Below are 15,137 nucleotides of genomic sequence, written 5' to 3'. Positions count from 1 at the left end.
TGTCTGAAATTAAGCTGTGTTGCCCGTACCTTGGTACAGGCGGGTTAGTGGCGACAAGATAATAACTTCAGCGCCAAAATACAAGTTGTGCTCAGTTAACCTTGATAGTGTCGGACAACAATTGCGCATGAAACAATTGCTGTAATTGCAGTACTTTTTCATCCTGCTGCAGCAAATTACGCACGTAGTCAAACCGTTGCTGTACGATATGTTGCTGGATTGACAACGGGCTTTGCGCCACCTCAGGCTGATAAGTAATATCAATTTGCAACGGCTGATTAAAACTCAGTTCCAACACTTGTTGCAGTTTATTACGAAAGTTACCGCTATCCAGATGTTGCTGGCTTTGCGCAACGATCAGGCTCAGCTTGTCGCCGTCCAGTGCTATAGCTGAATTCAGCAAAAACAACCGGCTTAAACCACCGGTATCCAGCGTTTCGACTCTGGCAGCCCAGGCATCCACCTGTGCGGCAAAGCGTACCGAAAAGTTTTGCTCGTTTATACTGCCGTCAAAAGGTGTCAGTTCAGGCTCAGGCTTGTGTTCAGCTGACATTGGCTGCGCAGCATCCTGCTGGTATTGCTGCCACAGCGCTGCGCTGGCCTCGGCATCATATTCTGGCTCGCTATTATCCTGCTCATCCTGGCCGTTGTCGTCGCTGGCGAAATAGGTTGTAGTCGCCGCGCCCTGCACTATATCCGGCTTTGTTGGCGCAGCCGGAGCAGATCCTGCAGCCTCAGCTGGCGGCACTTTAGTTGCTACATCTGGCTGCGCCATTGCAGATTGTAATGTGGTACCAGGGCTAGCTGCTGGCGGCTGAATTGGGTCTGCGATTGCGGTGACTGCTACTGGCGCCTGCTGGCGCTCAGTCTTTTTTTGCGTTGCAGCACCGGTTAATGCTACACCCCGACGCGCCATAATTCGCGCCGTTACCGGATCGATAGCGCTGCTGTAATCAGCAGTCCCCACCGGGGCTTGTTGTGCTTCAGGCATAGCACTGGCTGGCTTTGCAGGCTCAACTTGTGGCGGCGTGTGCTGCTGCTCGGTATGTTCTGGCGTCGGCTGTACTGCAGCCATTTGGCCGTTGCTGGTTTGATTGCTTGCTTGTGCGATATCCGCTGGCACTGCAGCCAAGTCAGATGTTGCCGGTGCTGGCGTTGCTGGTATTGCGTCGTCACTTACCGGCTGCGGTTTGGCCATCATTACTGTTGGCGCTGCTGGTTTGCTATGCTGTGCCACAGGCTGTGATGCCTGGCTGTCTGGTGCAAAGGCCATGGCACGCAGCAACGCCATTTGCAGACCGGTTAACGGATCCGGCGCGTAAGGTAATTCTTTCTTGCCACTAATAAGCAGTTGATAGTACAACTGTACCTGAGCGGGTGCGAGGGACTCAGCCAACTGGGCCACATAAGCTTGCTGATCACTGAAAACGGCTGCAGTGTGGCTAAACTGGCTCAGGGCGGTCAGATGCAACAGTGACAACATATCATCCAGCACCTGGCCAAAATTACTTTGCTGCTGGATCAGCTCTGCCAGTATGCTGTGCAGCGCCGCGGCGTCTTGCGCCAGCACCGCCTGCAGCAGTAGCCTGGCCCAGCTTTGCTCCAGCAAACCAAGCATGGCTCGCACTGTGTCTTCACTGATATTGGCATTACTTTGCGCTATGGCTTGATCAGTCAGACTAAGGGAGTCACGTAAGCTGCCCTTGGCGGCTTTGGCCAACATTGCCAGTGCGCCCTGCGCATAAGGGATTTGCTCTTGCGTTAAGACATAGGCCAGATGCTGTTCGATTTGCTGTGGGCTAAGTGCCAGCAAATTAAATTGCAGGCAGCGCGACAACACCGTTACCGGCAACTTCTGCGGATCAGTAGTAGCCAGTAAAAACTTTACATGTGGTGGCGGCTCTTCCAGCGTTTTCAATAGTGCATTAAAGCTGTGCCGGGACAGCATATGCACTTCATCTATCAGATACACTTTAAAGCGGCCGCGGCTGGGCGCATACTGCACGTTATCGAGCAAGTCGCGTGTATCTTCTACCTTAGTACGCGAAGCGGCATCTATCTCCAGCAAGTCGACAAAGTTACCGGCATCTATTTCGGTGCAGGCAGAACACTGGCCGCAGGGCGTAGCGGTAATGCCCTGCTCACAGTTCAGACTTTTAGCAAAGATACGCGCTATAGTGGTTTTACCCACCCCACGGGTGCCGGTAAACAAATAGGCATGATGCAGCCGGTTATTGGTAAGCGCATTGCTAAGGGCGCTTTTGACATGCTCTTGCCCCACTAACTGGGAAAAGTGCTGTGGGCGCCATTTGCGGGCTAATACCTGATAACTCATAACGGCTACTATTGTCTTGGTTGTGCTAGTCTGTCACAGACTAAACTTAATCGCCGCTATACTCAACCAGACTCAGCAGATTTAATCCTGCTTGTTGTAATCTGACAACGCCACCCAGATCAGGTAAGGCGATCACAAAGGCAGCGTCCTCAACCACTCCGCCAAGCTGACGTACCAGCTTAACCGTAGCGTCGATAGTACCGCCGGTTGCCAGTAAATCGTCTACCAGTAGCACCTTATCACCCGCTGTTATGGCGTCGCGGTGAATTTCCAGCGTGTCTTCGCCGTATTCCAGTTGATAACTTTGTGCAATACGCTCACGTGGTAATTTACCTGGTTTACGCACGGGTACAAACGGCAAGCCAAGCGCATATGCTAAAGGAGCACCAAAGATAAAACCCCGCGACTCTGTGCCGACAACCTTATCAATACCTTTATTGGCATAGGCCTGAGCAAAAGCGTCGATCACCTTTTTAAACGCGGCCCCATCCTGCATCAGGCTGGTGACGTCACGAAACACTATACCCGGTTTGGGATAATCGTTTACTGCTTTAATTACCTGTTTTAGCTCAGTGGCTAATGCCTGCTTATCCATTTTATTAAACCTTTTTTATGCGATCATTGCCGCGACAAAAAAGCCGCCCTCAGGCGGCCTGCAAACCTGGATTAATGTTATGCCAGGATCTGAAACCAACGCACAATAGGCGCCAGGCACAGTAAAGATACGAATACAGCAACCAGGGCACAAAACTGCCACAGGTTAAACGACTCTTTAAAATTTTCGTTTGCCATTGTACTACTCTTTGTCATCTGAATTTAGCGGGCGCTTATGGTAATGAATTTTGTTCTGCTTGAAAAGACACCACTACACCTTTTCTGGCAAAGTCCTGCAATATGCTACTGGCGCCCTGCTGCAACTGAGCCGTATTAAATGTTGGCATCAAAATTTGCATCTGCTGCACCAGTTGCGCCAGGGTGCTGCCCGGCGCTTGCTGCAGTATTTGCAATAGCGCTGCCGTTTGCTGATTTACCAGCACAAACTTCACGTCGTCTGCAGTATTGCGGTACAACAAATAATACTGCATCTCACCGGCTTGCGCAGGCTGGTAATCGGTACTGATCTGATGCACCGCGTACGGATAAGCCAGCAGCATACTCAGTTGTGACAATTGCAATGTACTCGTGCCAATCTGCTCTGCCCTGACTGCCGTTTCCTCGCCAGTCTGCAGTGTAGTAGCCAGATACAGCTCGGCCCATTCATAGTGCGCCAACTCACGCATAAATACCGGATCATGCGGTTGCAATTGATAATCCTGTTGCAAAAAATCTACAAAATGACGCGCTATGTGCAGAAAATACGGGCTGCTACAGGGGTAAGCACGAAAAAACTTTCGTATCAGCTGCTGCCATGCCGTTTCGTCATACAGCGACTGTAGTACCGGTAATGCCGTACTGACAAAGCTCTGCACGTTACTAAAGAACAGTTCACGGTAAACCGCCATCCGCCGCTCTTCAATACCCGCAGGTAGCGGCTGCTCTGGGTCTTTGATATGAGCGATAAACGCCTGCTGCGTTTGCTGAAAATGCATATTTTTACGCCCTTAATGCCTGGCTTTCATCGCCGGCACTGTGCTGTAATGCTTTGATGTGATCCAGCTCCTGGCACAATACATCAAGTGACGGGATATTAAAGTCGCGCTCTAACAATGTTGGTTTAACGCCGTGCAACTGATATGCCTGTGTTAAAAGTTGCCAGACCGGATCAATAACCGCCGCACCATGGGTATCTATCAGTAAGTCCGTTGCTTCCTGATAATGGCCAGCGATATGGTAGTAGGCAATGCGCTCTGTTGGCATAGCGCGTAAAAAGGCCAGCGCATCATAGCCGTGGTTTACCGAATTAACATAAATATTGTTCACATCCAGCAACAACTGACAATCGGCCTCCTGTAACACTGCCAGGGTAAAATCGCGCTCGGATAGCTGCTGCCCCGGCGCCGCATAATAGGATACGTTTTCCAGCACCAAAGGCTGCTCTAATATATCCTGCACCTGCCGGACCCGGCTGGCAACGTACTGCACAGCCTCCTCGGTGAAAGGGATCGGCATTAAATCATATAAATGGCCACCACCCGAGCAATAACTGAGGTGCTCACTGTATAAACTGATATTGTGCTGACATAAAAACTGCTTAACTTGCTTTACGAACACGACGTCCAACGGATCCGGGCTGCCAATCGACAGCGATAAACCATGACACACAAAACGATGCTGCTCGGTGAGGCTACGAAACTGCTTTTGCAACTTGCCACCAAAAGGCAACCAGTTTTCCGGTGCCACTTCAAAAAAGTCAATCGTAGCTGGTTTTAATTTGACAACCTCGTCTACCATTTCCCGGCGTAAACCCAAGCCAGCACCAGACAGCTGCATTGTTGCAGACGTATTCATGTTGTTAACTCCACAATGCAGAAGGCCTGCTATTGCAGGCCTTCTCTGGCTGCGTTAAACGCTTCCGCCACATTTACCCTCACCACATTTGCCTTCACCGCACTTAGCTTCTTTCGCTTTGTCTTTGGCATCTTTGGCTTTTTCATTCATTTTTGCTTTGGCTTTGTCAGCACCACATTTACCTTCGCCGCATTTGCCTTCACCACATTTACCTTCTTTGGCTTTGTCTTTCATTTTTGCGGCTTTATCTTTCATCTTGTCTTCGCCACACTTACCTTCACCGCATTTGCCGTCTTGCATTTTTTCCTTGGCTTTTTTGGCTTTATCTTCACCACACTTGCCTTCGCCGCATTTGCCTTCACCGGCTACCATCTCGTAACCCGATGCTAACTCTACGGCAGTAAAAGGGTTAGCGCTGGCACTTGTCGTCACTGCAGACAGAGCACCAACTACGAAAGCGCCAACAGTCATTGTTATTTGTGAATGTTTCATAATGTCTTCCTTTAAGTGGTTGTACTTTCACAGACTTAAGACCGGCACAACAAACAGCCTATTTCAGCAGGCCGGAAAATAATTAAGAGTAGACACTTGCAGTTAGTCTGTCTATCAAAACCCTGCGCTCATAAAACTGGCGACGTCAGTTATCATTAGGGCATCAAGTAGCAAGTATGTATCTAAAGAAAAGGGCCTACAGCAGCAAATCTGTAGGCCCTGGAGTAACAGCTGCAGGGCAGTTAAATCAGCCCGTCGTCTGCAGTCGGCTCGACATTGATTAAATGTCTGTTCTCGCCCGGTTAATTTTATTTGGCTTTATTATTAGCTGTAGGCAGTGTACATTCGTTTGCCAACCAACCTAACAAAGCGCCATAAAATTCAACCTTGTGCTCGCGAAATAGCGTATCAGAAAAATGATCTGCATCAGCCAGTTCAACATAGCGCACTGACTTATTGGCTTTATCTATTTTTTCCATAAAATCACGACTATGGCTCACAGGCACTCTGACGTCGATATCACCGTGCACAACCAACAGAGGAATATTAACCTGCTGCGTGCGCTCAATTGGGTTTACACCAGAAATTGTTGGCCGCTGCAGACGCGCTAAAAACCTATTGTCATTTAATGTGGCGTTTATTTTACTGAGATCAGCGACGCCTGCTCCGGCGATTGCACAGCGGTAAATATTGTTCTCTCTGGACGACGCAGCAAAAGCGGCATAACCACCGTAACTCCAGCCAAACATAGCCAGTTTGTCTTTTTCTGCCAGACCAACGCTGACTAAAAAGTTAGCCGCATCATCTAAATCGTCTTGCATTTTCAGGCCCCAGTTATTGTCGCCGGCTGTCCAATGCGCCAGTCCATAGCCGGTAGATCCACGATAATTTGGTTGTATTACCACATAACCATGAGCTGCTAATAACTGAGACCACTCATCATATACAACAGTGTCACGTACCCAGGGACCACCATGTGGTAAGACAACCGCCGGAAACGGACCTTTACCAGCTGGTACGGTAATATAAGCTTTAATCTCCAAACCATCGCGGGCTTTGTATGAAACATACTTCACCTCAGATAACCTATCTTCGGTTAGCAATGGATGCCGTTTACCTAACTCCAGCAATTTATTTTCTCTAAACAAATAATAGGTACCTGGATTCTTTGGTGAAACAACCATCACAACAGCCGTTTTTTCATCCAACGAGGTACTTACAATATTGATTAGCTGGCCGGGAAATTGCGCTTCCATACTGGCATGTAGCTGCGCAGCACGTTCATCAACATGATAATGTGTTGGCCATTTATCGGTATAACGCACACCAAGCAAGTTGTCTTTTCTATCTAAAGTAATATTATCGATATCAATATCTTTAAGCCCGAATAAACGCTCAGAGTAGCTATCTTTTTGAATATCGTAAATGTAGAGACCTGTTGTATCTTCGCCCATATTGGCAATAACGTAGACTTCGTTAGCATTTTCGTTACTAAAACCTACCACATCAAAAGTTTCACGACTTTTCGGCGATACAGTTTTCAGCAATTTCCAATCGTCACTGCCCTTAGCGCGGATAAACAGGTTAATTCCATTTTCGGATAAGTTAAATCCTGAACCTGCTCTGATATCACCGTCTGCATCCGTGACAAAGCCACCGTTAACTTTATCGTTTCCTCGGAATACCGTCACACTGCGTCCGGTATTGACATTGAATCTGACAACATTCGGATGGCCTTTACTGTCATCCAAATCTGCTTCAACTAAAATTTCTTTCGGATTATCAGGCAACAGATCGACAACGGTAAAACCTGCTCTTGGGTTATCCTTAAATGGCACTAACCAGCCACCTTTACCGTCAGCGTTGGTAATAGCCACTTTGTTAACCCATCGCTTAGTGGCGCCGCTTTTCATCAGTTGGCGAAACAGCACTAATACTTTGTCGTCGCTAAGCCAGTTAACGCCAGAAATCAACATGTGATCTGCGCCCAACCGGACAGGGTCAGCCGACGTTTTTGTTACGTCAATAATTTCAATAATGTAGTCGCCGTCTTTACTGGTGGCTCTTACTACGGCCAGCTTCTTACCATTAGGAGATACAGAAACCGTTCGCAAGGCTGGCATTATAGTAAAAGGCTCGACTGATGGCGCAACAGTTGGCGCCGCTACGTCTTTAGCATAGCTATCTGGCATTGATACAAACCCGATCAATGCAACTAAGATGGGTAATGTTTTCATTTTTGCGTTTCCGTTTTCGAAAATAATTTTAAGCAGTCGAATAATTAACAACTCAACCGCTTAACGTCATTAATTATGTTTACAAAAAAATGGCCTCAAAAGAGGCCATTTATTAAGTAAATAGCTGTTACAGCTTCATACTGAAATTAACAAAGGCACTTCTTGGCGCTTCATAACCAACACCCAATGGGATGTTGTTGTTAGAGAACACACCTGAAGGATCAGCCAGTGGCGGACGCTCGTTAAACACGTTACGTAAGCCGGCAGAAATTTCAAAGTTATCGAAGCTATAACCGAACGAAACGTCATGCACATAGTAATCTTCTGTGTACGACAGCGGACGGCATTTCAATGGTTCGCCAGCAGAGTTAGTTAAGCCGGTACAAGCCACAGTATTAGCTGTAAAGGTACCTTGATCATCTAACTGACCGCCACTGATGTAACGCGCCTTCCAGCTTAAGCGGAAATCGTCATAACGCGTGGTTAATAATGCCATACCGCGCCATTCCGGGAATGCCGCTTCACCTACGTTGTCATCCACAGTACCCAGTATATCGGTCACTGCTTCACGCATCTTGGTCGCTTGTAAATCTAAAGAAACCGTCAGGTTTTTCTCAGCCACAACAAAATCTTGCTTATAGAACAAGTTATAGTCGTCGCCTTTAGAGGTTTCCAAACCAACGTTGATAAAGCTGCTATCGATCATCGTAATGCGGTTAGATACCGGATCACGGGTGATGCGATTACAGAATGCCGGGTTAACATCGGCGCCATAACACTGACCCACAGAGTAGGTTGCTGACGGCTCTACAATACTGTTGGTAATTTCGATATCAAAACGCGTGTAAGAGAAGGTTAACTCAAAGTCATCGCTAAATTTCTGATCTAAGATAAAACCAAAGGTTTTAGCGGTTGATGTTTCTTCACTCAGCTCGGTAGTACCACCGGTAATAATCTCCCGGCTGCCTGCAGGCAGGAAGTTCAGTGAACCTGAGCCGGCAATACCCAGCTTAGTCGGGTCAAGGCCCGCAGCTGTACAAGAAGCCAATACTGCCTGAGTACGAGTATCTTTTGATGCATCGTACCCTGCAGCGCCCTGAGGGTTATTCGGGTCAACAATACGTGCAGCTTCCGGCACTACACAAGGGTCGGTAATGGTATTAAAACCAGTTGTACCGTTTAAAAAGCGCTCGCGCAGGTTAGGTGCACGGAAAGATGTACCTTTCGTCGCGCGTAATGTTAACCAATCAACCGGACGGTATACCGCTTTCAAACTGTGGGTGGTTGCCGCATCATAGAACGATTCGTTTGAACTGCGAATTGCAGCCGTTACCGTCAGCTCTTCGGCAAACTTAGCACCTTTTAACAGCGGCAGTTCCATTTCGGCGAAAAACTCTTTCAAGCTACGAGCACCATCAGCGCCACCGTCAGAGAAATAGTTGTGTAAACCACCTTGCGTAGTAATATCGTTTGCTTCTGTAGAAATACGATCGCGGCGATACTCAGCACCCAGCACTAACGGCACAGCTTCGTCATTCCAAGGTAAGGTGAAAAGATCACCTGTTACATAACCGTTCACTATAGTTTGAGCGACACGGGTTTTCATTGAACGATCGACAAACAAATACGCCGCTTCAGCGTCAGTGAATTGACCACCACCTAACTGATACAAATTAGCACCAAATAGGTTTACTGGTACGCAGCCATCGTTACCTGTACCACAAACCACATAAGCATCATCACCTTCACCAATGATGCGGCTGGTGTTTAATGAATAATCCAGGCGCTCTTGGCTAATGCCTTGACGACGATCTTTACCGGTAGAAGCACTGTGCGAAGCATAAACGTCATATACCCAGTTGTTTAAACCCATAGATTCTAAACCAGGTAAGCTGGCTGTTACACCAACAACCGCACGATACTGCTCTACTGATACGTCAGTAAAATCGCGATCACCACGAATATTTAAAATTGGCCGCACGGCCATAGCGGCTTGAGTTGCACCATAGGCAGCCCGACAGTTAATATCACTGTACTCACCACAAGGGTTAAATGGATTATCCGCTTCTACCCATTGGAAGAATTGGCCACCACCGCCACTATTTACTTCAGTTTCGCGTCTTGCGTATAAGCCTTCAAAATAAACCACGGTGTCATTGGCGTCTTGCAGATTGTGCTCGCCGTTTAACATGACACTTAAACGCTCCAGACCAGCGATATGATCACCATTACGGTAGGTGTCTGTCTTTTGATAAGCATAAAACGGGTCGGTTAAATCAACATCGTTAAAACCATCACCATTGCCATCAATCATGGTGAAGTCGTTTATACCATCGTAGTTTGAATCTGCGCCAACCCAACCAGGGAAACGTCCAGCCAAACTCAACGGCAGTGAGTTTTCAGAAAAGCCCGGAATGCCAACGTTGCTAGAACCTGGCGTGGCATATAGTGAGCCAAAGAAACCATCATTTAATTGAATACGGTTTGTTAGCGGGAAAACATCACAGGTTTCAACGTCACCTTGTGGCGCCGGACCGTAGCCACTGGAACGTTTAATAATTCTGCCATCTTCTGCTTCATAAATGCGGTTATCACAACCATTGTTAAAAGCAAAACCAGCATTGGTCTGACGTTGTTGGTCTAAAAGTTCAGCACCAATAGTGATAAAGCCATTGTCGGTTGTGGTACCCCACATTGCCGAAACCACTTTTTCCTGGCCACCTACACCTTTTGGCTGCCTGTAAGATGCGGCAAACTCAAAACCTTCAACATCTTTCTTTAAAATGACGTTGGACACACCAGCAATGGCGTCAGAACCATATACTGTTGATGCGCCGTCAAATAGGTTTTCAATGCGCTGAACCATAACACCAGGAATTAAGTTTAAGTCTGGCGAACTTGGTGCACCACCCACCCCGGCCGGAGCCATACGGCGGCCATTGATCAGTACTAAAGTACGGTCAGCACCTAAACCACGAAACGCGATAGTGCTTGCACCCGGACCATTGTCCAGTACAAAACCACCAAAGGAGTTATCTATCTGCAAACCTGAAGCCTGGTTTGATGACTGCAGCATTGATGCTGTGTCCATCAAACCCATTTCACGAGAAATATCACCACTGATAACCTGGATAGGTGACGCATTAGAAAACTCAGCGCGTCTTAAACGAGAACCTGTAACCGAAATACGTTCAGGCGCACTTTCAGCTTTTTCAACTTCTTTTAAATCTACCGCAGTTTGCTGAGCCGTTTGTTCTTCGGCTGCTTGTGCTGCAGCTGTTGCACTAAATGCCATCGCTGACGCAGCACCTAACGCAATAGCTAAGCGCACGGCCTTGCTAATTTTGTTATTGTTGTACATATATCATGTTCTCCCTGGACCACTCTATAGTGATTCTATTTGTACGTTTTTGTACGTTTATTGAGTTATCTCCCGCAGCGCAACCGCCTGACCCGGAAAAAGCTCCGCTAGTCACACACAACGGAGCTGTCTGATAATAAACGTAAGTTTTCGAAGGGGTCAATACATTTTCGGGAATTAGCAAATGAACTGTTGCTTAACACTGTGTCAGTAATGCAACTCACGTATACAATTGCTTACAATTAACTATCTATTGTAGCAATCCCTGCAGTACTTTTATTTAACACTCCAATATTTTCAATAAGTTGCGTTATTGCGATTTGTTCTTCCATTTCCAGATACGGATTCCAGATATCTGCCAATAATACGATACGTTGCTGCTGACTGCGGTTCCAGGCTTCGTGCAGGTAGGTGTCATCAAAAGCAAATATTTTACCTTCCTGCCACTGCAGCTCGCCTATGTCACACAAATTTAACCGGCACTGAGGCGGCACCTGCAGCGCAAAGTGCAACACGGCCCTGCTGTTAGTGACACCGCGGTGCGGCAGAATATGCGCCCCTGGTGTCATTAACGAGAAGCACACTTCCGGCGCATGGGCTGCTATATGTACCAATGGCAATTCAGCCAGAGCGGCTGATGTTTTAGCGCACTGCTGATGATGCTGCTGATAGGTCTCGCCATGACGGTGGAAAAAATAGGCATCCCAGTCTCCACCAGCCGTCAGAGAATTACCATGCTGCTCTTGCTGGAACGGACTGAACTTATCTTTACTGCCAAGCACAGCCTGCATTTCAGATTTTATATCATTGAATGCGGATTCATATTGCTCGGCAAAAGGCAGCAAACTACGGTCAAACACCGGCGCTACAGGTAAATCCGGAATATATAAAAATGTTGGCGCCTGGCGGCTGTCTGCAATTTGTAGTGGCAGTTCGCCACTATACATCAGCATAGCTTTGCGCACTCGCTGCATGGCTTCACGACCAAAGCGCTGTTGTAACGGCTCCAGCCACTCTCTGACTTGTTGCTGGCGGTGCGTCTCAGTAAAGCTGTTGGCATGGCCAACAAAAGGCCTGGCCCAAGGCGCCGTTGAGGCCTGATTGAGCCAGAATCCTCGTAGGTTCGCTGATTTTATCGCAATTAAGTAATGCCGAAATGCCTGCTCAACCTCGTTAGCCATTTCCAGATAGCGGGCCAGCACTAATCGGCTGGAATAGGCATACGGATAGCTGTCCACCAGGCTTTGTAGCTTAACCGCGGCATCGTCCCGCATTGACAGCAACGGAAAGGCTTCACCAAGTAGCTGATGCAAACCAACATCAGCCGGCGTTAAATTGAGGATTTGCTCAGTCAGACAAATGACGTCAAAGCTGTCCTTAGCTGCAACAGCCTGTTGTAACTGTGCATGCAACTGCTGCGCTAAAGCCGCCTTGTTGAGCTGTGTAGTAGATGTCATATTAAAGCACTCCGGCAGCCCAAAGCGCCTGATAACATTGTTAATTGGTGAACCTTAGCGCTTAGCATAGGGTTTATCCCAGTCAGCGGAATGGATCAATTTAGCACCCATGCCAAAATGAGGTTGCCGCCCGGCGCTGGCAGTAAAATTAAACTCGCGGTGAAAAAACAACGAAGTGGTAGACGTATGACACTCGCCCGGTTTAAAACCTGTCATATCAACCTGCAATAGCCCTTGCTGTCGCAACAAGGCCGCAGTATTTGGATGCCAGTCGGCGTTATCCAAAATGATCAAGCCGCCACTGTTTAACTTACTCACAGCCACCGAAGCGCAGTCATAGCGATAACCGGCACTGTCGATAATAATGATGTCAAAATTGTTTGCTTGTTGCTCAATAAACCACGGGAACTGATCCCCCTCTGCCAGATGCAACTGTACGTTCGCTGCTAATTGCGGCTTAAGATGGTTATACCAGCCGGCATTATTTTCCACACTGACCACCGCCTTAGCGCGTTGTTGCCAGAACAATGTTGAACCACCCGCACCGTACTCAAAGATGCTTTTACCGGTCAGGTCAAATTGCTGCAGGTATTCAATAGCGGGGTAAGTAAACAAGGGTAACGGCTTGCCCGCTGCATCGGCCGCAAAGCCCTTTTCTACTGCTGTAGTAAAACCATATACATTGCGTAAAATGTTACTGCATGACGCCAGAAACATTTCCGCACGCGACATCTCAATGGCTTCCGGATGACGCCTGAGTTTGTCATCAGATGCCTGTCCGGCACTGAAGCTCCCCCAGAACATATTCTTATTTTGATCCATCATACGTCCTCTTGCGATTGCGGCACTATGTCAAACGCCACGGTAACACGGTATTGTTCATCATTAAACGGCTCGGTGCCATGCCACATCATGGAAGGAAACAGCACCAGCAGGCCAGCTGCGGGCTTAACTAAGTAGTCTGGCTGGCTGACCAGATACTTACCTAATTCAGGCTGACCAAACTTAATCCAACCACTGCCAGCGATGTTGACCGCTGAAGGAATGCTGACATAGTAGCAACCGCTAATCCACCCATCGCCGTGATAGTGGTTGCGATGAAACCCCTGTTGCCGTAAGCGTACAGACCAGGCACCACTGTATAAAAAATGTTTAGTCTTACGTTGTAAAAACGGGTGCTGTTTGTCGTCTGGCAAGGATTTTATGTACTCCACGACAGCAGCAGATATTTGTTGTTGCAGTGACTGTATAGTGGCGTCCTGCAAACAAAATAAATGATCTTCAGTCTGGGTCCCCTGACGCAACGACTGTTGCAAAGGGTGTTGACTGCTAACATGCAAACTATGCAGCTTTTGTAGTAACTGCTGGTTAAAGTCAGCTATATCGCTAAAGCCTGGCGGTGGCATCAGCTCATAAGCCGCGATAAAGTGATCAAAGTTATAGAGCTGTCTATAGTTCTCGCTTTTCTGGCCAAATTTGTAGCAGGCGGCTGCCAAAGCCCAGCGCGCCTGATCTAGCGGCTTCTCTGCACATAGTTGTTGCGCTAACAAGGTTGCTTGCGAAAATTGTTGTAAAGCCAGCAAAGCCGGCACTTGTTCACTCCGCGCTTCTGTAGCGTCAGTTGCAGTTGCCGCACTTTTTGCGAACCACGTTAATGCTTCGGTAAAAGCTCCGGCTTCACGGCGCAGATAGCCCTTTAGCAATAGCAGGCCGCTATGCGCTGCGTTACGCTTTAGGCCGGTATCAACTATGTGCTCCGCAGTGCTAAAATCGCCGGTTTTCTGTAACTTGTTGGCATACTCCAGATAAACCAGATCGGGTACATTCTGATGCTGCAACGCTATTTTATAGGCATCCAACCAGTGAGTATCTGCAGTTTGCCAGCCTATCTCGGCATATAAGTGCAGCCAGGCGGGATCAGCTGGTGTTAGCTCAAGCTGCTGGTCAATCAGCTGCTTTGCTCGATCAGCCTGCCCTACAGCGCAGTAACACAAAGCCAGCTCCTTGATTGCTGCCGGCTGTTGCCAGAGCTTCAGCATTTCAATGGCAGCAGTAAAATGGCCTTGCTTACGCAATAACTCTGCAGTGAGTAAGCCAATATCGCCGTCATGCAGATGCTGCGCAGCGCCATACTGCAGCAATGCACTGGCTTCATCAAGTTGGCCGATACGCATATATTGCGTGGCCAAAGCCAGCAAGGCAGATTTATGCCCGGGTTGTAAACTAAGCACTTTACGCAGGCATTCAGTCGATGCGTCATAGCGTTGTGCCACACTTAAGAGCAAACCGAGGTTGTACCAGGCATCAACAAAACCGGGCTTTAACGTAATAGCGCGGCGGAATAGCTGCTCAGCTTCTACCGTCTTTTGTTGTTGCCGTTTCAGATTAGCAAAATTATTCAAGACGTCAGCATCAGCCGGATTGAGCTGCATACAAGTATTAAAGCAACGCTCACTGTCGTCGACGTTACCCTGCTTACGTAATGTCAGCGCCAGTAAATGCCAGCCCGCCGGATGACGCGGAGCTGCCCGAGTAATCGCTCTGAGCAACTCTGCGGCTTCAGTAAGGTTGTTGCGTTGATAGCACGACAGAGCCTGTTGAAATAATTGCTGTAATGTCATTTACATACCTTCACCGAACTGCATTTTAAAAGGTTGCTATGCAAACTTATCATCCCGGTATTGTGCAGGGTATACAAGCCAAAACGCTTTAATGTACATCAATAAAACGAAAAATTTCTGACCAGAACAGATAATAAAAAGGAGCCTTGCGGCTCCTTTTTTCATTTGGCAATTAGCTTGCCTGCA

At 47.9% G+C, this 15,137-nt stretch carries 10 protein-coding genes; all 10 read right to left on the bottom strand.

Annotation, left to right across the window (positions count from 1 at the left end; all coding sequences use genetic code 11):
• Nucleotides 1-91: 91 nt before the first annotated feature.
• The 10 genes from dnaX to MN202_RS12615 all read right to left on the bottom strand — a co-directional run bounded on the left by dnaX (nt 92) and on the right by MN202_RS12615 (nt 14,951).
• A complete protein-coding gene (gene dnaX, locus MN202_RS12660; protein ID WP_335736494.1) occupies nt 92-2,335 on the bottom strand; it encodes a DNA polymerase III subunit gamma/tau in 2,244 nt (747 codons plus the stop codon).
• Nucleotides 2,336-2,381: 46 nt separating this feature from the next.
• Nucleotides 2,382-2,930 (bottom strand): adenine phosphoribosyltransferase, encoded by a 549-nt coding sequence (gene apt / locus MN202_RS12655; protein WP_335736493.1) that lies wholly within the window; start codon nt 2,928-2,930, stop codon nt 2,382-2,384.
• Nucleotides 2,931-3,162: 232 nt separating this feature from the next.
• Complete coding sequence (locus tag MN202_RS12650) at nt 3,163-3,924, bottom strand: HvfC family RiPP maturation protein (RefSeq protein ID WP_335736492.1); 762 nt, start codon at nt 3,922-3,924, stop codon at nt 3,163-3,165.
• Between the two features lie 4 nt (nt 3,925-3,928).
• The gene (locus tag MN202_RS12645; protein ID WP_335736491.1) at nt 3,929-4,783 is read right to left on the bottom strand and encodes an HvfB family MNIO-type RiPP peptide maturase; all 855 of its coding nucleotides are present in this window, start codon (nt 4,781-4,783) and stop codon (nt 3,929-3,931) included.
• 54 nt (nt 4,784-4,837) lie between these two features.
• Entirely contained in the window at nt 4,838-5,275 is a 438-nt protein-coding gene (locus MN202_RS12640; protein WP_335736490.1) for an HvfA family oxazolone/thioamide-modified RiPP metallophore, read from the bottom strand.
• 308 nt (nt 5,276-5,583) lie between these two features.
• On the bottom strand, nt 5,584-7,512 hold the full coding sequence (locus MN202_RS12635; protein WP_335736489.1) for an alpha/beta hydrolase family protein: 1,929 nt from the start codon (nt 7,510-7,512) through the stop codon (nt 5,584-5,586).
• A 127-nt stretch (nt 7,513-7,639) separates the two neighbouring features.
• Nucleotides 7,640-10,873 carry a TonB-dependent receptor domain-containing protein gene (locus MN202_RS12630; protein ID WP_335736488.1) on the bottom strand — a complete coding sequence of 1,078 codons (3,234 nt, stop codon included), beginning with the start codon at nt 10,871-10,873 and terminating at the stop codon, nt 7,640-7,642.
• Between the two features lie 242 nt (nt 10,874-11,115).
• A complete protein-coding gene (locus MN202_RS12625; RefSeq protein ID WP_335736487.1) occupies nt 11,116-12,330 on the bottom strand; it encodes an aspartyl/asparaginyl beta-hydroxylase domain-containing protein in 1,215 nt (404 codons plus the stop codon).
• Nucleotides 12,331-12,384: 54 nt separating this feature from the next.
• Nucleotides 12,385-13,155: an O-methyltransferase gene (locus MN202_RS12620; RefSeq protein WP_335736486.1), complete on the bottom strand. Its 771-nt coding sequence runs from the start codon at nt 13,153-13,155 to the stop codon at nt 12,385-12,387.
• Nucleotides 13,152-14,951 (bottom strand): putative 2OG-Fe(II) oxygenase, encoded by a 1,800-nt coding sequence (locus tag MN202_RS12615; protein ID WP_335736485.1) that lies wholly within the window; start codon nt 14,949-14,951, stop codon nt 13,152-13,154. Before MN202_RS12615 ends, MN202_RS12620 begins: the two co-directional genes overlap by 4 nt.
• Nucleotides 14,952-15,137: the final 186 nt, after the last annotated feature.

Source organism: Rheinheimera muenzenbergensis (assembly GCF_036984005.1).
Taxonomy (GTDB): domain Bacteria; phylum Pseudomonadota; class Gammaproteobacteria; order Enterobacterales; family Alteromonadaceae; genus Alishewanella; species Alishewanella muenzenbergensis.
This window is presented reverse-complemented; position numbering and strand designations above follow the sequence as displayed.